Here is a 17,974-nt window from a genome sequence, read left to right as displayed (position 1 = left end):
GCGAAAGGATCAAACGACAGACCATCCAATATCGGCGCTTGCAGCACCGAAAGCTCGCCGCCTAATATCAATCCCCAGACGAGGCCCGCTCTCCACTAATTTACGCCGCGATCTGCGCCAAATGTTCTGACGACGGACAGTGGCTAGAGGATCCGGGAAGTTATCTGCCAGAGGACATCGTGCGCCTGACCGGCATCACCGACGCCAACGTAGCCGGTAAGGCAATCGACGAAACGGCGGCGGTGCGGCTTCTCAAATCCGCTACCTTCATCTGCGCGCACAATGCTGCCTTCGATCGTCGTCATGTTGAACGCCGGCTACCGGAGGCTGCGGGGCTCGCGTGGTGCTGCAGCTGCAACGACATCGACTGGCGCGCCAATGGTTTCGACGGACGGTCGCTGGGGTGGCTTCTTGCGCAGAGCGGATACTTCCACGGTGCGCACCGCGCCGTGGACGATGTCGACGCGGTGATCCAAATTCTACGACAGAATATGCCTGGTGGCACGACTGCGCTCGCGCAGATGCTCGCCACCGCCCGCGCGCCCAGCTGGCAATTCCGCGCGGTCGGCGCCTCCTTCGAGGTGAAGGACCTGCTGCGACTGCGGGGCTACCGCTGGGACGCTGCGAGCAATCCGAAATGTTGGTGGCGAGAAGTGCCCGACGCCCGTCGTGCCGAGGAGGAATGGTGGCTCGCCAGTCATGTCTACTCGATGGAGGCCAATCCCCGAGCTCTTGGACCGATCATCGAGCGGATAACGTGGCGGCAGCGCTACGCACCAACAGCGCCATCGAACCGACCGCCATGAACGCTCAGCCAGAAACTATGCGCGCACCCTTATTAGACTGGAGAAAAGGCATGGCAAAAAAGTCCACCAAGTCCACCGCGCTCGTCCCGATCGGAAGGCATAAGGCGCCCGTCAAACGCAAGGCTGCCACGCTTACTGTCGTGCCCGCCACGGACGACACGCTGCTGTCAATCTTCGATTCCGAACTCGCTGTGGCGAAACTAATTGGCGTTGGAGGCGATGTCGCGCGAGAAGGCGGCGTCGGTCTCGTCACCGGCCGCGCCTATGCAACCCGCGAATGCGTCGTTCCCGCAGAAGAAATATTCTACGATCAGGCCGCGCGGCCTGGTGGCAAGGGCGCGTGGCTCGGAGAGGCGGACAAGGTCAGCTGGCGCGACGAGGTGAGTGGCTATGACTGCATCATGTTGCGTAACACGGACGATGGCTTTCTCTGCGGATATGTCGGCATTCCCCGGGATCACCCTCTCTGGGGCTGGGATGCCGACGCAGTTCCGCCGGACATCGGGATCGAGGTGCATGGCGGTTTGACCTATTCACGACTGTGCGACGAAGGGCCAAGTCCGGCGCGTCGTTTAGCCGTCGAGGCGCGCCGCATCTGCCACGTGACATTACGACCGGCGGTCTACCATCCGGTAGAACACGCAACTGACCACCGGGTCGAAGATTCGCATGCGTGGTGGTTCGGCTTCAGTTGCGATCATGCCTACGATCTTAGTCCGAACGATAGGCCGAATTCCTCCGGATCGAAGTCGTCGGAACTTGCCCGGATCTACCGCGATGATGCCTATGTTGTCAGGGAAACGATTGCCCTCGCGGCTCAGCTGCGAGCAATCGCTGAAGGAGGCGCGGCGCCCGCGCGCGATGGCGCGCCGCCGCCGCTCGGCGTCGATCCTCGTCGCGGAGGTGGCCGTGACCGACTTTGATCGCCACGCCGGCGAGCTTCCGTGGGGATGGTGGCTTCGAGCCAATCCGCGCGGCTACGAGGATGCATCCGGGCGAAATTGGGCGAGTGTCAGGGACGCATTCTGGGTAGGCGAGCTTGGCTTCCCATCGGTCCACTTCGCGCCCGAACAGCATGAACTGATGCTGAGGGTGATGACCGCGATAAAATCGATGTGGTGCGGCGAAGAGCGTCAGCACGACATTTTTGGCGGGGACATGATGTTCTGGCGTTTCTATCAGTGCTGGCTCGCCAGCATCGGAATGGTCGGGAAATCGAACGAGAGGAATTTCTTCGACGGGGGACTGACATCTTTGGGCAGGTCGGTCCTCATGATGCTGCAGGCCACGCGCGAGCCGGAATTCGAGCGCTTGCCAATGTCGGCGGTTGTGGCGGCTGTCAGTGCGAACAAGGGGCTCGACGCCGAGGCACGAGAGCGGGCGCTGATGACCTTTGAGCAGCAGGTTGGGTTTCGTCGCCATCTGTTCGCGCGCGAAGATTTGGGAAGTCGATACCTGGTGACGTTGACCGGACTTAAGGTTGGCGCGCGGATGCCGACGCGCAATATCGCGTGGTCGCAGTCCTTCGCCGATGCCAAATCGCGTGATGACCTCTTCGCCTGGCTTGCCGAGCGGGTGCACCGTTGGGATGATTGGGGTGAAATCGCCTACCGAAAAGGCGCGTCGGCGCTGACAAGTCATTTCTTGTCGGTCATCGTCGGCGCGGGCGGGCTGTCTCGGTGACCGATCGTTGCAGGAAAATACAGCTTTGACATGGTCGATCCGCGGAAGTTACGCGCAACACCGAATTTGACCGCCGTAAAGATCGGCATCTCCTGCCGCTGGGCAAGTCCCGTCGGGGGACTTGACGGCATGGGCGGAGTGTTCTGTATCCTACACGCGTCCAACCTAATCCCCGGGCGGCTGCTACTGCGCGAGGCCAGTTCGTTCTGAGACAGGATGCGGTTTCTCCGCGAGCAACCTCGACCGTTGCGTGGAAGCGAATTAGAAGAGCAGCTTTTCCACATCCCACGACACTAATACAGCCCGATCATGACGCCCACTTACGCATCATTGGACCGTTAACCTTGTAGCGGGTCAGGGTAAGGTTGTCCGAGGGCCCGCCGCCGCCACAATCGCCGCCCATTCGGCCTCATCAATCACCCTGATCCCCAGTGCCGCCGCCTGCTTCAGCTTCGACCCCGCCCCCGGCCCCGCCACCACCAGGTCGGTCTTCGCGCTCACCGATCCCGCCGCCTTGGCGCCCAGCGCTTCCGCCTGCGCCTTCGCCTCGTCGCGGCTCATCGTCTCCAGCTTGCCGGTGAACACCACCGTCATCCCCGACACCTCGCTCGCGCGCGTTTCGACGACAAACGGCGGCGGCGACACTTCGGACAGCAGATCGTCCCACAGCGCGCGATTGTGCGGCTCGTGGAAGAAGTCACCGAGCGCTTCAGCAACCGCGGGGCCGATGCCGTCGGCGCGAACGTCGAGGATCGCCTTGATCGCTTCCATCTTGCGCGCCGCATATTTGCCGTCGGATTCGCCCTCGCCGCGCGGGTTTGCCTCGGCATAGGCGTTGATCTCGGCCGCCTTGGCGGGCAGCAGCGCAATGTCGCCGACGCCTTTGAGCAGATCGCGCGCCGTCACCGCACCGATATGGCGAATACCCAGCCCGAACAGCAGCCGCGCCGCATCGGGCTGCCGCTTCGCCTCGATCGCGGCGAACAGATTGTCGACCGACTTTTCCTTCCACCCTTCACGCGCCAGCAGCTCGTCGCGGTGCCGATGCAGCCGGAAAATATCCGCCGGCCCCTTGTCGAGCCAGCCGAGCTCCAGAAACTCGGCAATACTCTTTTCGCCCAACCCCTCGATGTCGAGCGCCCCGCGGCTGACGAAATGGCGGAGCCGCTCAAACTTTTGCGCGGCGCAGATCAGCCCGCCGGTGCAGCGGACATCAACCTCGCCCTCCTCGGCGACCGCTTCACTGCCGCACACCGGACAATGGTCGGGAAAGACATAGGGGTCGCGATCCTCGTCGCGGGTCAGATTCTCGACCACCTGCGGAATCACGTCGCCCGCGCGCTGCACCACCACCCGGTCGCCGGGACGCACGCCCAGCCGCCCGATCTCGTCGCGATTGTGCAGCGTGACGTTCGACACCACGACGCCACCGACGGTCACCGGCGTCAGCCGCCCGACCGGGGTCAGCTTGCCGGTGCGCCCAACCTGAATGTCGATGGCTTCGAGGGTGGTCTGCGCGCGTTCGGCGGGGAATTTATGCGCGATGGCCCAGCGCGGCGCCCTTGCCACAAACCCCAACCGCGCCTGCCAGTCGAGCCGGTCGACCTTATAAACGACGCCGTCGATATCATAAGGCAGCTCGGCGCGGCGCGTCTCGATCGCGCGGTAATGGGCGAGCACATCGGCAATGCCGTCGAAGCGTCCGAGCAGCGGCGACACCGGCAACCCCCAGCTTTCGATCAACCGCATCATCTCATATTGCGTCGCCGCAGGCACGTCGCTGACCTCGCCCCAGCCATGCGCCAGAAAGCGCAGCGGCCGCACCGCGGTGACGCTCGCATCCTTCTGCCGCAGCGATCCGGCGGCGGCGTTACGCGGGTTCGCAAACACCTTTGCTTCGGCTTTTTGCTGCGCAGCATTGAGTGCAGCAAAATCGACCTTCGCCATGTATATTTCGCCGCGGATTTCGAAAATTTCGGGCGCGTTTCCGGCCAGCTTTTCCGGAATATCCGATATGGTGCGGACGTTTGGCGTGACATCCTCGCCGACACTCCCGTCGCCGCGCGTCGCCGCCTGCACCAGCACGCCCCGTTCATAACGCAGTGAGCACGACAGCCCGTCGATCTTGTCCTCGGCGGTCAGCGCCACCGGGACATCCTCGGGCAGATTCAGAAACCGCCGCACCCGCGCAACAAACTCGGCGACATCGTCATCGGCAAACGCATTGTCGAGGCTCATCATCCGCTGCGCGTGCGTCACCTTGGCCAGCGGCGACGCCTCAACCGCGGCGCCGACCAGGCTGTTCGGACTGTCGGGACGGATCAGATGCGGGAAGGCTTCTTCCAGCGCATTGTTGCGCCGCACCAGCGCGTCATAATCGGCGTCGCTAATCTCAGGGCTGTCGTCGGCGTGATAGAGCCGATTGTGATGCGCGATCGCCTTCGCCAGCCGCATCAACTCATTGGCCGCGTGAGCCTCGGAGAGCGCTTCGACGTCGTTCATGCACGCGTCCTTGCCGCCGGCTTGAATTCAGCGCGGGTGCCAAATCCGGCAATCAGCGGGCGACCCTTTGCGATGGCCGCCTGCACCTCGGGCAGCGCCAGCGATGCGGCGTGCGCCGCCTTGTCGGTCCATAATTCGACGATCCATAGCGCGTCGGGATTGGCGCCGTCCTCGCCAACCAGATAGAGGAAATTTCCCGGCATATGGCCAGTCCCCTCGGTCAATGCCGCCGCCAACGCAGCGCGCTCGCCGGGCTTGGCGACCATCTGTCCGATCAGCCCATATTGCGGCTCGACTTCTTCCATCCCGACCTCCAACGCCCGCACCGCGCTTGCCGGCAACAACAACCCGGCCATTGCCAGCATAGCTTTTAAATGTCCGCGACGGTCGATGACATGCCCGGCGGTCATCGCGCCACCTCCAACAACCTCTCAGCCTGCGCGCGCGCTTCCGCTGTCACTTCGGCGCCCGACAGCATCCGCGCGATTTCTTCGCGCCGGCCCGCTTCGTCGAGCGCATGGACGCTGGTCCGCGTCACGACCCCTTCGCTCGACTTGGCTATGACGAAATGCGCCGCGCCCTTCGCCGCGACCTGCGGGCTGTGGGTCACCGCCAGCAATTGCTTGCCCGCGCCCGCCAGCCTTGCCAGCCGCTCGCCGATCGCGCTTGCCACCGCGCCGCCGACGCCGCGGTCGATCTCGTCGAAGATGATCGTGTCGGCGCCGCCCTCTTCGGCGAGCGCGACCTTGAGCGCCAGGATGAAACGCGACAATTCGCCGCCCGACGCGATTTTCGCCAGCGGCGCGAACGGCGCGCCGGGGTTGGTCGAGATCAGATATTCGACGCGATCGATCCCCTCCGGCCCCCAACGATCGGCGGGCAGCCGCTCGACCAACGTCTGGAAGCGCGCCGCGTCGAGCTTCAGCGGCACCAGTTCGCCCGCCACCGCCGCATCGAGCCGCGACGCGGCCTTGGTGCGCAGGTCGGACAATGCGCTTGCGGCATGGGTATAAGCGGCGGCGGTGTCTGCGACTGCGGCCTCCAACTTCGCCAGCCCCGCGCTGCCGCCCTCGATTGCATCGAGCCGCGCCGCCAGCGTGCCAGTCAGCTCGGTCAGCTCGTCGGGCTGGACTCCATGTTTGCGTGCCATCGCGCGCAGCTCGAACAGCCGCATTTCGGCCGCGTCGAGCCGCTCGGGGTCATATTCCATCGCCCGCGCCGCCTCGCGCAGCCGCGTTTCGGCCTCGTCAGCCTCGATGATCGCGCGGTCGAGCCCGGCCAGCGCCTCGGCGAGCAGCGGGTGATCGCCCGCCAGCCGGTCGAGCCGCCGCGCCGCGCCGCGCAGCTGCGCCGGGCCGCTGTCGCTGCCCTCAAATGCTTCCATGATCGCGCCCAGATCGCCAGCGATCCGTTCGCCCTTCTGCATCGCCGCGCGCGCTTCGGAAAGCTCGGCATCTTCGCCCGGTTGAGGATTCAGCGCCTGCAATTCGGCAACGCAATGCTCCAGCCATTCGCGGTCGCGCGTCGCTTCGTCGAGCGCGCTGCGCGCCGCCGCCAGCTTTGCCTCGGCGGCGCGCCACGCCGCATGGGCCGCCGCCACCGCCCCGGTGTCCGCGCGCGCAAAGCTGTCGAGCAGCGCACGATGCCCTGCGGGCGCCAGCAGTCCGCGATCGTCGTGCTGGCCGTGGATCTCGACCAGATGCGCCCCGACTTCGCGCAGCAGCGCCGCCGAGCAGGGCTGATCATTCAGAAATGCGCGGCTGCCTCCATCGGCCTTGAGCGTCCGACGCACCAGCAACGGCTCGCCGGGCTCCAACGCAATCTCATTGTCCGCAAGCAGCGCCGCGAGCGGCGTGCCCGCCGCGGGCGCGACAAAACTCGCGGTCACCTGCGCCTGACTGCTCCCCTGCCGCACCAGGGCGCTGTCGGCGCGCGCACCGAGCGCGAGCCCCAGCGCGTCGAGCAAAATCGACTTGCCCGCCCCGGTCTCGCCCGTCAGCACACCCAGCCCGGCCGCGAAATCGAGGTCGAGCCGTTCGATCAGAACGATATTGGCGATGGATAAAGCGGTTAGCACGAGCCGTCCTTACCGCAGAACAAAGCACGGATCTATTCGGTATTAGCACGTCGCCCCCGCGAAGGCGGGGGCCGCTAGAGGTCTAATCCCGCATTGTCGAACAAACCGACAACGGCCCCCGCATTCGCGGGGGCGACGGTTGACGCTCAGGCCGACGGCGCGTTCTTCTGCATCAGCTTGTACGCGCGCTCATACCATTCATTGCCCGGATAGTTGGCGCCCAGCACCGCCGCCGACTTCTTCGCCTCCGCCGGAATGCCCAGCGCGAGGTAGGATTCGGTCAAACGGTACAGCGCCTCGGGCGCGTGGCTGGTCGTCTGATATTTGTCGACAACTTCGCGGAAGCGGATCGACGCCGCCAGCCAGTTCGAGCTGCGCTGATAGAAACGGCCGATTTCCATTTCCTTGCCCGCCAGATGGTCCTGCACCAGGTCGATCTTGAGCCGCGCGTCCGACGCATAGCGGCTGTCGGGATAGCGGCGGATCACCTCGCCCAGCGCGTTCGACGCCTGCTGGGTGATCTTCTGGTCGCGGGTGACGTCGCTAATCTGCTCATAATAGCTGAGCCCGATCAGATAATAGGCGTAGGGTGCATCCTTGTTGCCCGGATGGATCGCCAGAAAGCGCTGCGCAGCCTCGATTGCCGGGGTATATTCGCGGTCCATATAATAGCTGAAGCTGCTCATCAGCTGCGCGCGGCGTGCCCAAGGCGAGTAGGGATGCTGCCGCTCGACCTCGTCAAACAGCGCCGCGGCAAGGCCATATTGGCGGCGATCGAGCCGATCCTGCGCTGCGCGATACAGCGTGTTGACGTCGCGCGCGACATAGCGCGTGTCCTTCTTGACCCCGCCGCCGGCACAGGCCGCCAACAAAGGCGTAACGACAAGAGCGGCGGCGAGCAGGCGCACGGCGGCGCGCGAAGGGGTGCGGTGAGTCATGCGCGCGGTATAGCCACAGCGCCGATGAACGCAAAATAAATGATGGGGACGTGCGCCGCTGTTTTACGGCGCCTTCACCACACACCCTTTCGGTGCATCGGCGGGCGCTGGCACGCGGCGCGCCGTCTTGATCGTGACCTGCGGTTCCAGCATCTGGCCCTTCATCACGCCATCGCCCGCGGTCGGCGAAATCGGGCCGTTAAAGATGCGGTCGGCCACATCGGCGCCGCTGACGATTTCGCCGAACACCGCAAAGCCCGCGCCGTCACCGCCCACCGCGTCGCTGTCGAATCCCTTGATGTCCGACAACAGCAGGAAAAAATCGCTTGTCGCATCGCCGGGGGTCAGCCGCGCCATCGACAACGCCCCCTTGCAGTTGGTGAGCCCGCTGGCCTTCGTCGGCTCGTGCGCGATCGGCGGGAAGTTGCGCCGGGGATCGCCGCGATTGCCTGCCTGAATCAGCTGGTTCGCCGGTCCCCAGCTTTTGGTCGAGCGATAAAATTTGAAACCGTCCATCCGCTTGGCATCGACATAGCGCAGGAAATTGCCCGCGGTGATCGGCGCGCGCTTGTTTTCCAGCCGCACGACGATCGTCCCCAGATCAGTCACGAGCGAAACATAGGGCCGCGTATCCGGCGTCGCCGCATCGACCGGCACCGGTGACGGCGGCGAGGGCGAGGGCGATGGCGGGACGGGAGCGGTCTGAGCCGTCAAGGCGAGCGAGAGAAGGAAGCCGGTCAACATGGCCTTGCTTATGGCCCGCTCCGTTTCGCAGCGAAAGGCCGAATCAGCGGGGGAACATTGTCAGCCGCCATTCATTGTCGCGGTGTCAATTCAAACTGTCTGCAAACCTGGTTCGAGGTGTCGATATGCGATTGCGAATCCTCGTCGCGCCATCGGGCTACAAGGAATGCCTGGAGGCGGACCGCGTCGCCGCTGCGATCGCGGCAGGGGTCCGCCGCGCCGATCCCGACGCGCTGGTTACCCCGCTGCCGCTGGTCGATGGTGGCGAAGGCTTTGCCCGCGCGATGGCGTCGGCAACGGGCGGTACGACGCGCACTCTCTCCGTCACCGGCCCGGTCGGCGACCCGGTCACTGCCTGCTTCGGCCTGCTCGGCGGAGACGGCCCGCGCACCGCGGTGGTCGAAATGGCGCAGGCGGCGGGGTTGCGGCTGGTGCCGGCCGAGTGCCGCGATCCGATGCACACGACCACGCGCGGCGTCGGCGAGCTCATCCGCGCCGCGCTTGACGAAGGCGCGACGCATATCCTGGTCGGCTGCGGCGATTCGGGGACCAACGACGGCGGCGCGGGCATGGCGCAGGCACTTGGCATCCGCCTGCTCGACGCGCATGGCGTCGATATTCCGCCCGGATGCGGCGGGCTGGCGCAGCTGGCCAGCATCGACATGACCGGCCGCGACCCGCGGCTCGCCGATGTCGCGATCGAGGCGGTGCTTAATATCACCACGCTGCTGTGCGGCCCGCGCGGGGTTGCGCGCGTGTTCGGCCCGCAAAAAGGTGCCGACCCCGCGACGATCGAACAGATGGCGGCGGCGCTCGACAATCTCGCCGCAGTGATCGAGGCCAGCTTTGGCATCGACGTGCGCGCCATGCCCGGCGGCGGCGCATCGGGCGGGCTGGGCACCGGCCTGTCGGTGTTTCTCGGCGCTGAACTGCGCTCGCGCTACGACGTCGTGCTGTCCTATTTCGACCTCGACGGTCATCTCGACCGCGCCGACCTGGTGTTCACGGCCGAGGGCGGCATCGACCTCCAGACTCCGAATGGCAAGATCCCGGTCGAGGTCGCGCGGCGCGCCAAGCAACGCGGCCTGCCGGTGATCGCGCTCGCAGGGGCCGTCGATGATCGCGCCCGCATCGTTTACGACCATGGCATCGACGCCTTTTTCTCGACTTCGATGCACCCCGGCCCCATGGAAATGGCGATGGCCGAGGCCGAAACCATGCTGGCGCTTGGCGCCGAAAACGCCATGCGCGCGATCCTCGCGGGCCGCGCCATGCCGCGCGCGTGAAGACTGCCGCATGAAAATGGCGGCGGCGCGCTGGACGGGGATCAGCGTCGCCTTCGTGCTGCTCGCGGCCTTGGTGTTCCTGCCGACCGACCTGCTGCCTCCGGCCCGCGCTGCGCTCGCTGTGTTCGGCATCGCGGTGATCCTGTGGACGACGACGCGGCTCGACGCTGCCTGGGTCGCCTTCGCCGCCGCGGTCGCGCTGGTGCCGCTGCAAGCCGCCGACCAGCGCGAGCTGATGGCGATGCTCGGGCACAATATCATCTGGCTGATGGCGGGCGCCTTTGTCATCGGCGCCGCGATCCAGTCGAGCGGGCTGGCAGCGCGGATCACCGGCGGCATCGCGGCGAAAGCGCGGACAACCGCGCAATTATTCTGGCTGACGACACTGGCGCTGATCCCGCTGACCTTTCTGATCCCCTCGACCTCGGGCCGCGCCGCGGCGGCGCTGCCGGCGCTGGCCCTGCTCCCCGACGACGGCGCCGACCCCCGCCGCCGCGCCTTTGCTTTGCTGATCCCGGTCATCATCTTGGTTGCCACCAGCGCCGCGCTGACCGGCGCGGGATCGCATCTGCTGCAACAGGATCTGCTCGACCAGCGGCTCGGCGAACGCTTTGGTTTCGCCAATTGGGCGCTGTGGGGGCTGCCCTTCGCGCTGGCATCAAGCGCGCTGGCCTGTGCGATCGTCCTGCGCCTGTTCCTCTCCGCCGAGCAGCGCGCCGCGCCGATCGCGGCCCATGCGACGATCGACCGCTCCGCGCTGTCCGGCGCCGAATGGCGCGTCATGGTCGTGGCCACCGCAACCTTTGGCCTGTGGTTCACCACCGACCTGCACGGGCTGGAGATCGCCACCGTCGCCATCCTGGCGATGATCGCGCTCACCGCGCCGCGCATCGGCGTGATGAGCTTCAAGGCGGGCATGAAGGCGGTGAACTGGAGCCTGATCCTGTTCGTCGGCGGCGCGATGCTGCTCGGACAGGCGCTGATCAACACGCAGGCCGCGGGGTGGCTGGTCGATCAATTGTTCACGCTAGTCGGGATCGACGGCGGCCGCGCCGGGACGCTGCCCGAAATCGCGGTGATCGCCGCGATCGCGCTGATCAGCACCGCGTCGCACCTGTTCCTGACCAGCCATGTCGCGCGCACCGCCGCGCTCGGCCCGCCCTTCATCCTGATGGCGCAAAGCGCGGGTATCGAGCCGATGGCGGTATTGTTCATCGCCACCGTGGGCATGAATTACTGCCTGACGCTGCCCGCCTGTTCCAAGGCGCTGTTGCTGTTTCAGGACGCGCCCGGCGGCGGCTTCCGCCCCGCCGACCTGCTCCGCCTCAGCGCCGTGCTCGCGCCGCTCAACCTGATGCTGATGGTCGCGACCTATTTCCTATGGTGGAAGTGGACCGGACTGGCGCTCTGACCGCGATCAATCATCGTCGCCGCGCTCGACCTTGGTCACGCGGCCCAGCCGGTTGATCGTCACCTTGACCTCGCGGCCGCGCCGGTCGCGGCCTTCGATTTCCCAGCCGCCATCGTCGCGTTCGACCTCGGTCACCCGCACCATGCCATAGCCGCGCGCGATGCGCACCGCCTGCGCCTCGCTGACTCGTGAACCGGCGCCGCGATCGTCGTCGTCGGCTTGGGCGGGGGTCGCGGGAACAACCGTCAGGGTGGCGATCGCCAGCAACAAGGAACCAATCCGTTTCACCCTGCCACCGTGCCATCTCCGCCATGAATGGCAAATGAAGTTTGCATCGGCGGCAACGCTCAAAGGCGGCGGGATATTCGCAATAATTCGAAAAATTCAACCGTGTGGTTGACAATTTCGACGCGATACTCATATTCAACCACATGGTTGAACATGATTCGCACACCCTCGACACGATCTTCCACGCCCTTGGCGACGCCACCCGGCGCGCGATGCTTGGCGACCTTGCGACCGGCGAACGCACGGTCGGCGAGCTCGCCCAGCCTTTCGCGATGTCGCTCGCCGCAGCGTCGAAGCATATCAAGGTGCTCGAAGGCGCGGGGCTGATCCGCCGCGACGTCCGCGGCCGCACCCATATCTGCTCGCTCGAACCGGCGCCGTTGATGTCCGCCGACCAGTGGCTCGGCGTCTATCGCCGCTTCTGGACCGACCGCCTCGACACCCTCGAACAGCTGCTGCGCGCCGACAACGCCGCGCCGCCGCCCAAGCCCCCCCTCCCCGGGAAAGAAGGAGAATGACGATGACTATCATGACAACCGCCAACGATTATGGCGTGGTCAGCGAGGACGCCACGCTGACCTTGGAACGCTTGCTCCCCGGCCCGATCGACCGCGTCTGGTCCTATCTTGTCGACAGCGACCTGCGCCGCCAGTGGCTCGCCGCGGGCGCGATGGAAGAAAAGGTCGGCGCCGCGGTCGAACTGGTGTGGCGCAACGACGAGCTGACCGACCCGCCGGGCACCCGCCCCGACGGGATGGACGAAGAACATCGCATGACCTGCGAAGTGCTCGAATGCGACGCGCCGCGCCGGTTGGCGATCAGTTGGGGCAGCACCGGCGGGGTGACCTTCACCCTGCGCGAACAGGGCGACGAGGTGCTGCTGACCATCACCCACCACCGCGTGACCGACCCCGCAGTCCTGCTCAACGTCAGCGCCGGCTGGCATGCGCATGTCGATGTGCTGGAGGCAAAGCTCCGCGGCACCGCAGCCACGCCGCACTGGGACAATTTCGTGCGCCTGCGCGGCGAATATGCGGCGCGGCTGGCAGGCTGATCAAAACGCACTAGTGCAATAGGGGCCGTGAAGGCGGCCCCTTTTTTGTGGCCAATCGCATGGCTGCCCTATACGAGCAACACAGTTGAAGAGGGAGAGCGGCGATGAAACGGAAATGGAAAATCACTCTCGGGCTGCTCGGCGCGCTCGTCGTCGTCGGCGCGGGCGGCGCGACGTGGATGATCGTCCAGCCACCGAAGGCGGCGCGGGTCGTCGATGCGGGACCGACCGGCCAGCGCGTCGCCGACAACGGCATTTTCGCCAATTACTTCCCCGCTGCGGGCAACGCCCCGTCTCCCGCGATCTTGTTGCTGGGCGGGTCCGAAGGCGGCCTGGGCAAGGACATGCACGCGCTGGCGCTGTTGCTGCAAGCGCAGGGCTACAGCACGCTACAACTGGCCTATCACAACGCACCCGGCAAATCGGCGAAGCTCAAGAACATCCCGCTGGAAGATTTCTACAAAGGTCTCGACTGGCTCAAGCAGCAGCCCGGGGTCGATCCGGGGCGGATCGGTATCATCGGCTATTCGAAGGGCGCCGAGGCGGGCCTGGTCGTCGCAACGCGCTATCCGGGGGTTCGCGCCGCGGTGCTCGGGATGCCGTCAAGCGTCGTGTGGGACGGCATGTCGGGCGAAAATTATATGTTCGGATCGTTCAACTCGTCGTGGAGCGAGAAAGGCGAGCCGCTCCCCCATCTTGCCTATAAAGGACAGCCCGGCGCCGACGGGCTGATGCCGGTGTTTGTGAACGGCCTCAAGCAAATGGACGCCAATCCCGCCGCCATCATCCCGGTCGAGAAATTTCAGGGCAAGCTGATGCTCATCTGCGGCGAGGCCGAAAAACTGTGGCCGAGCTGCCCGATGACCGACCAGATCGTCGCGCGCGCCGAAAAAATGGCGGCGCCCGCGCCGATCGTGTTGCGGTACAAGGATGCCGGGCATGGCGTGATGGGGGCGCCCTTTACCGACGCCAAGGCGCGCCGGAACTGGGCACAGCTGGGCGGCACCGAGGCCGGCAATGCTGCGGCGCGCGCCGATAGCTGGGCAAAGATCAGCGCCTTTTTGCGCGCCGAGCTGGGCGTGAAAGGTGTCGCAGACGGGGCCGGGCCGCCATAAACCCGCCTTGCGGACGCCACCCCACGCGATTACCCCTGCCCCATGACCGCCGACAAAATCTTCATCAGCGCCAACGACCTCCTCGCCGATTCGCTGCGGCTCGGGATGCAGGTGATCGACAGCGGGTTCAAACCCACCCACCTCGTCGGCATCTGGCGCGGCGGGGCTCCGGTCGGGATCGCGGTGCAGGAATTGCTCGATTATCATGGCCAGCATTGCGACCATATCGCGATCCGCACCTCCTCCTATCACGGCATCGACCGTCAGGATCCGGAGGTGAAGGTGTTCGCACTCGGTTATCTGATCGACACGCTCGATCCCGACGACCGGCTGCTGATCATCGACGATGTGTTCGACAGCGGGCGCAGCATCCGCGCCTTCATCGCCGAACTCAAGGCGCGCTGCCGCCACAATATGCCGCGCGACATCCGCATCGCGACCGTGTGGTTCAAACCCGGGCGCAACGTCACCGATCTGCGCCCCGATTTCTTCGTCCACGAAACCGACCAGTGGCTGATCTTTCCGCACGAAATCGACGGGCTGACGACCGAGGAAATCCGCCGCCACAAGCCCGAGGCGGCGATCATCCTGCGCGAAGAGGGCACCAACGATGCATGAAGGGTTCGCCTCGGCCGCCGAGCGCGCCGCGTTCATCGCGGCGCTCCCCAAGGCCGAACTGCACCTGCATATCGAAGGCTCGCTTGAGCCCGAACTGATGTTCGCGCTCGCGCAGCGCAACGGCGTCGCCATTCCCTTCGCCAATGTCGAAGAGGTCCGCGCCGCCTACGCCTTCTCCAACCTTCAGGATTTCCTCGACATCTATTATCAGGGGATGGGCGTGCTCATCACCGAGCAGGATTTCTTCGACCTCACCGCCGCCTATCTCGCCCGCGCCCATGCCGACGCGGTGCGCCACGTCGAAATCTTCTTCGATCCGCAGGGGCATACCGCGCGCGGCGTCGCGTTCGAAACCGTTGTCACCGGCATCACCCGCGCGCTCGACGATGCACAGGCGCGCTATGGCATGACGTCGAAGCTGATCATGTGTTTCCTGCGCCACCTCAGCGAAGCCGAGGCCGAAGCGACGCTCGACGAGGCGCTGCCGTATCTGGGCCGCATCGACGGCGTCGGCCTCGACAGCTCAGAAGTCGGCCACCCCCCGGCAAAATTCGCCCGCGTCTTCACCCGCGCCCGCAGTCTCGGCCTGAAAATCGTCGCGCACGCCGGTGAAGAAGGCCCGCCCGACTATGTGGTCGAAGCGCTCGACCTGCTCCGGGTTGACCGCATCGACCATGGCAACCGCAGCCTCGAAGACCCGGTGCTTGTCGCACGCCTCGCTGCCGAGGAAATAACCCTGACGGTTTGTCCGCTGTCGAACCTGAAGCTGTGCGTCGTCGACGACATGGCGGCGCATCCGCTGAAAAACATGCTGCGTGCGGGGCTTATCGCCACGGTGAACAGCGATGACCCCAGCTATTTCGGGGGATACGTCAACGCCAACTACCAAGCCGTCGCCGATGCGCTCGACCTGTCAAAGATCGAGCTGGTCACGCTGGCGCGCAACAGCTTCACGGGGTCATTTCTGGATGACGCGGCGAAAGCGAGGCACCTCGCGGCAATTGACACTTACGATCGCAGCTAAAGTCCAGCGTTCAAATCATCGTCATCCCGGCGAAAGCCGGGATCTCGCCGGTGCGCAAATAGGAGAGGGTGAGATCCCGGCCTCCGCCGGGATGACGAAGTGGGAAGGGCAGCTGCGCCCTCTCAATGTCCCCTTACGCCGCGATCAGCACCCCGTGATACGACCGGTCCTCGAACGCCTGCCCCGCGCCCATCGCGACGCAGATCAGCGCATTCTCCGCCACCCGCACCGACAATCCCGTTGCCTCGGCGATCGCGACGTCCATCCGGCGCAGCAGCGCGCCGCCGCCGGTCAGCGTGATGCCTTCATCGATGATGTCGGCCGACAATTCGGGCGGCGTCTGTTCCAGCGCGGCGCGCACGGCGGCGACGATCTGCCCCACGGGTTCGGCCAGCGCTTCGGCGATTTCGGCCTCCGTCACCTGCACCTCGGCGGGCCGACCGTTGACCAGGTCGCGGCCCTTGACCGCGATCGTCATGCCGTCACCCTCGGGCGCCACCGCGCAGCCGATCGCCAGTTTCACGCGCTCGGCGGTCATTTCGCCGATCATCAGATTATGTTTGCGGCGGATGTAGGACGAGATCATGTCGTCCATCTTGTCGCCGCCGACCCGCACCGAATTGCTGTACGCGATGCCGCCCAGTGACAGGATCGCGACCTCGGTCGTGCCGCCGCCGATATCGACGACCATCGCGCCCAGCGGCGCGGTGACGTCCAGTCCGGCGCCGATCGCTGCCGCCAGCGATTCCTCGATCAGCTGCACCGAAACCGCGCCCGCGTTCGACGCCGCATCGCGGATCGCGCGGCGTTCGACCATCGTCGATCCCGACGGGACACAGATCACGACATTGCTGCGCTGGCGCAGGCGGCTCGGCCCGCCGAGCGCCTTGTCGATGAAATGTTTGATCATCTGTTCGGCGACATCGATGTCGGCAATCACCCCGTCGCGCAGCGGGCGGATCGCCTGGATATTGCTCGGCGTCTTGCCCATCATCAGCTTGGCCTCGTTGCCGACGACCTTGACCCGCCGCACCCCATCACGCGTTTCCAGCGCGACAACCGACGGTTCGTTCAGCACGATGCCCTTGTCGCGGACATAGACGACGGTGTTCACAGTCCCCAGATCGATGGCCATGTCATGCGCGGCTGAACCGAACCGATTAAAAAATTTCATATGCGCCGAACGCCCCTGGTGATGCGGATTGGAGAATCGGGGACGCGCGCGACCACGCCCGCAACACCCGTGGATTTCGGCTTGTGACGATGGTTAAATCGCGTCAACGCTGCTGGCGCAGACCGTTGGTTTCTTAGGGCCGGACGAGCCAAACGCGCCATTTGCCGCCCCAACCCAACGGTTCGTCGTTCCGACTGCCCATTCGTCGATGGCGCGCAGGGTCCGCTAATCGCGATCGGGAACGATGAATTTCAGGCCCTGCAATTTGACGATCCGGTCGTCGATACAAACCGGCGCGGCGATCAGGCGCATCCAGCGCGGCGCGGCGGTAGCGGGCTTGATTTCCACGTCGAGGGTAAAGCCGCGGCGATGCTTGATGGCATAAGCGCGCAATTTTTCCATCGCCGCGCGCGACCCCTCTTCGTACAGCGCGACGCTTTCTTCGCGCGTCACCGCGGCGCCGCGCGGCAGGCCGAAAATATCATAGACCTCGCTCGACCAGCTGAGGCGGTTGCCCGCGGCCAGGTCGCATTCCCACCAGCCGGACTGGCCATGCAACGCGCGGTTTTCCGAGGCCAGGTCGGCCATATCGGCAACCGCGTCGAGCGTACCGGTGCCGTGCAATTGACCCAGCGCGAAATAGCGCGCGCGTTCGTACAGCGGCCAACTGTGGTGCACGGGCAAGGGATGGGTCGGCTTCAACGCACCGGTCTTTCCTGTTTTGACATGGGGATAGCGGATGCCCCCCACCGGCACTAGTACATGGCGGTTACCGAATCGGCAATTTTATCGCTGCCATCCGCGCGCCAGCGCGATGCCGGCCAAATTCTGGGCGCGCTTGACGTGCTTGACGCGCGGGGCGGGACCATCGCCGACCAACGATCGAAAGGCCGCCAGATGCGACGCCGCATTCCCGCGCGCCGTCATCGTGCCATTCGCCTGACCCACCACCGCCGCGGCATCGCCCAGCAGGACAAAATCCGACAGGCCATGCGTCTGCGCCAGCCGCAGCGCCGCGATCAGCGCCAGCCATTCGGCATCCAGGCTGCTGCCCGTTCCCACGTCGCGGTCGACCGCGGCGACCCCGCCGACCACGACGGCAATCTCCATGACGCCGGGATTGGGGCGGCACCCGCCATCGAAATAGATTTTGGTGCGGCGCCGTATCATTCGCTCCCTCTAGTCCCTCGGCCCACATCGCGCACCAAAAAGCCCGCCGCAGGGGCCGCGATGTACCGGGTCATCGCCAACCTG

The 17,974-nt window shown here is 65.5% G+C and carries 19 protein-coding genes; 10 read left to right on the top strand and 9 right to left on the bottom strand.

Going from position 1 to position 17,974, the window contains the following annotated elements; genetic code table 11:
* Positions 1-98: 98 nt before the first annotated feature.
* From VGN68_RS06675 to VGN68_RS06665, 3 genes are read left to right on the top strand one after another with little or no spacing between them, the layout of a single operon-like run.
* Complete coding sequence (locus VGN68_RS06675; protein WP_327475046.1) at positions 99-806, top strand: 3'-5' exonuclease; 708 nt, start codon at positions 99-101, stop codon at positions 804-806.
* A gap of 50 nt (positions 807-856) precedes the next feature.
* Positions 857-1,729: a hypothetical protein gene (locus VGN68_RS06670; protein ID WP_327475035.1), complete on the top strand. Its 873-nt coding sequence runs from the start codon at positions 857-859 to the stop codon at positions 1,727-1,729.
* On the top strand, positions 1,716-2,489 hold the full coding sequence (locus VGN68_RS06665; protein ID WP_327475033.1) for a hypothetical protein: 774 nt from the start codon (positions 1,716-1,718) through the stop codon (positions 2,487-2,489). Before VGN68_RS06670 ends, VGN68_RS06665 begins: the two co-directional genes overlap by 14 nt.
* Positions 2,490-2,843: 354 nt before the next feature.
* Here the strand turns inward: VGN68_RS06665 and ligA are convergent, their stop codons facing one another.
* The 5 genes from ligA to VGN68_RS06640 form a co-directional block, all read right to left on the bottom strand.
* Positions 2,844-4,991, bottom strand: coding sequence for an NAD-dependent DNA ligase LigA (ligA, locus tag VGN68_RS06660; protein ID WP_327475031.1), 2,148 nt, complete (start codon positions 4,989-4,991; stop codon positions 2,844-2,846).
* The gene (locus VGN68_RS06655) at positions 4,988-5,401 is read right to left on the bottom strand and encodes a putative quinol monooxygenase (RefSeq protein WP_327475029.1); all 414 of its coding nucleotides are present in this window, start codon (positions 5,399-5,401) and stop codon (positions 4,988-4,990) included. Before VGN68_RS06655 ends, ligA begins: the two co-directional genes overlap by 4 nt.
* On the bottom strand, positions 5,398-7,068 hold the full coding sequence (gene recN, locus VGN68_RS06650; protein WP_327475027.1) for a DNA repair protein RecN: 1,671 nt from the start codon (positions 7,066-7,068) through the stop codon (positions 5,398-5,400). Before recN ends, VGN68_RS06655 begins: the two co-directional genes overlap by 4 nt.
* Positions 7,069-7,214: 146 nt before the next feature.
* Positions 7,215-8,006 carry an outer membrane protein assembly factor BamD gene (locus tag VGN68_RS06645; protein WP_327475025.1) on the bottom strand — a complete coding sequence of 264 codons (792 nt, stop codon included), beginning with the start codon at positions 8,004-8,006 and terminating at the stop codon, positions 7,215-7,217.
* 63 nt (positions 8,007-8,069) lie between these two features.
* A complete protein-coding gene (locus tag VGN68_RS06640) occupies positions 8,070-8,750 on the bottom strand; it encodes a peptidylprolyl isomerase (RefSeq protein WP_327475023.1) in 681 nt (226 codons plus the stop codon).
* A gap of 125 nt (positions 8,751-8,875) precedes the next feature.
* On the opposite strand from VGN68_RS06640, the gene VGN68_RS06635 reads away from it, so the two are divergent.
* Positions 8,876-10,036: a glycerate kinase gene (locus tag VGN68_RS06635; protein WP_327475021.1), complete on the top strand. Its 1,161-nt coding sequence runs from the start codon at positions 8,876-8,878 to the stop codon at positions 10,034-10,036.
* Between the two features lie 10 nt (positions 10,037-10,046).
* Complete coding sequence (locus VGN68_RS06630; protein ID WP_327475019.1) at positions 10,047-11,447, top strand: SLC13 family permease; 1,401 nt, start codon at positions 10,047-10,049, stop codon at positions 11,445-11,447.
* A 6-nt stretch (positions 11,448-11,453) separates the two neighbouring features.
* Here VGN68_RS06630 and VGN68_RS06625 read toward each other — a convergent pair whose 3' ends face one another.
* Complete coding sequence (locus VGN68_RS06625) at positions 11,454-11,717, bottom strand: PepSY domain-containing protein (RefSeq protein ID WP_327475017.1); 264 nt, start codon at positions 11,715-11,717, stop codon at positions 11,454-11,456.
* Positions 11,718-11,839: 122 nt separating this feature from the next.
* Between VGN68_RS06625 and VGN68_RS06620 the strand changes: the two genes are divergently transcribed.
* From VGN68_RS06620 to VGN68_RS06600, 5 genes are all read left to right on the top strand, one after another.
* Entirely contained in the window at positions 11,840-12,253 is a 414-nt protein-coding gene (locus VGN68_RS06620; RefSeq protein ID WP_327475015.1) for a metalloregulator ArsR/SmtB family transcription factor, read from the top strand.
* A gap of 2 nt (positions 12,254-12,255) precedes the next feature.
* The gene (locus tag VGN68_RS06615) at positions 12,256-12,789 is read left to right on the top strand and encodes an SRPBCC family protein (RefSeq protein ID WP_327475013.1); all 534 of its coding nucleotides are present in this window, start codon (positions 12,256-12,258) and stop codon (positions 12,787-12,789) included.
* A 104-nt stretch (positions 12,790-12,893) separates the two neighbouring features.
* A complete protein-coding gene (locus tag VGN68_RS06610) occupies positions 12,894-13,904 on the top strand; it encodes an acyl-CoA thioester hydrolase/BAAT C-terminal domain-containing protein (RefSeq protein ID WP_327475011.1) in 1,011 nt (336 codons plus the stop codon).
* A gap of 42 nt (positions 13,905-13,946) precedes the next feature.
* Entirely contained in the window at positions 13,947-14,522 is a 576-nt protein-coding gene (locus VGN68_RS06605) for a phosphoribosyltransferase (RefSeq protein WP_327475009.1), read from the top strand.
* Positions 14,515-15,546: an adenosine deaminase gene (locus VGN68_RS06600; RefSeq protein WP_327475007.1), complete on the top strand. Its 1,032-nt coding sequence runs from the start codon at positions 14,515-14,517 to the stop codon at positions 15,544-15,546. The genes VGN68_RS06605 and VGN68_RS06600 overlap by 8 nt, the downstream gene beginning before the upstream one ends.
* A gap of 133 nt (positions 15,547-15,679) precedes the next feature.
* Here VGN68_RS06600 and VGN68_RS06595 read toward each other — a convergent pair whose 3' ends face one another.
* From VGN68_RS06595 to VGN68_RS06585, 3 genes are all read right to left on the bottom strand, one after another.
* Positions 15,680-16,720: a rod shape-determining protein gene (locus VGN68_RS06595; RefSeq protein WP_327475005.1), complete on the bottom strand. Its 1,041-nt coding sequence runs from the start codon at positions 16,718-16,720 to the stop codon at positions 15,680-15,682.
* 225 nt (positions 16,721-16,945) lie between these two features.
* Positions 16,946-17,422, bottom strand: coding sequence for a hypothetical protein (locus tag VGN68_RS06590; protein ID WP_327475003.1), 477 nt, complete (start codon positions 17,420-17,422; stop codon positions 16,946-16,948).
* Positions 17,423-17,506: 84 nt separating this feature from the next.
* Entirely contained in the window at positions 17,507-17,890 is a 384-nt protein-coding gene (locus tag VGN68_RS06585; protein WP_327475001.1) for a reverse transcriptase-like protein, read from the bottom strand.
* Between the last annotated feature and the right edge of the window lie 84 nt (positions 17,891-17,974).

Origin of the sequence: Sphingopyxis sp., from assembly GCF_035998965.1 — a bacterium.
Lineage (GTDB): Bacteria > Pseudomonadota > Alphaproteobacteria > Sphingomonadales > Sphingomonadaceae > Sphingopyxis.
This window is presented reverse-complemented; position numbering and strand designations above follow the sequence as displayed.

Coding starts and splice junctions, on each gene's coding strand:
- VGN68_RS06610 (WP_327475011.1), top strand. CDS start 12,894: ATGAAACGGAAATGGAAAATCACTCTCGGGCTGCTCGGCGCGCTCGTC.
- VGN68_RS06655 (WP_327475029.1), bottom strand. CDS start 5,401: ATGACCGCCGGGCATGTCATCGACCGTCGCGGACATTTAAAAGCTATG.
- VGN68_RS06585 (WP_327475001.1), bottom strand. CDS start 17,890: ATGATACGGCGCCGCACCAAAATCTATTTCGATGGCGGGTGCCGCCCC.
- VGN68_RS06635 (WP_327475021.1), top strand. CDS start 8,876: ATGCGATTGCGAATCCTCGTCGCGCCATCGGGCTACAAGGAATGCCTG.
- VGN68_RS06670 (WP_327475035.1), top strand. CDS start 857: ATGGCAAAAAAGTCCACCAAGTCCACCGCGCTCGTCCCGATCGGAAGG.
- VGN68_RS06630 (WP_327475019.1), top strand. CDS start 10,047: ATGAAAATGGCGGCGGCGCGCTGGACGGGGATCAGCGTCGCCTTCGTG.
- VGN68_RS06615 (WP_327475013.1), top strand. CDS start 12,256: ATGACTATCATGACAACCGCCAACGATTATGGCGTGGTCAGCGAGGAC.
- VGN68_RS06605 (WP_327475009.1), top strand. CDS start 13,947: ATGACCGCCGACAAAATCTTCATCAGCGCCAACGACCTCCTCGCCGAT.
- VGN68_RS06645 (WP_327475025.1), bottom strand. CDS start 8,006: ATGACTCACCGCACCCCTTCGCGCGCCGCCGTGCGCCTGCTCGCCGCC.
- VGN68_RS06600 (WP_327475007.1), top strand. CDS start 14,515: ATGCATGAAGGGTTCGCCTCGGCCGCCGAGCGCGCCGCGTTCATCGCG.
- ligA (WP_327475031.1), bottom strand. CDS start 4,991: ATGAACGACGTCGAAGCGCTCTCCGAGGCTCACGCGGCCAATGAGTTG.
- VGN68_RS06595 (WP_327475005.1), bottom strand. CDS start 16,720: ATGAAATTTTTTAATCGGTTCGGTTCAGCCGCGCATGACATGGCCATC.
- VGN68_RS06640 (WP_327475023.1), bottom strand. CDS start 8,750: ATGTTGACCGGCTTCCTTCTCTCGCTCGCCTTGACGGCTCAGACCGCT.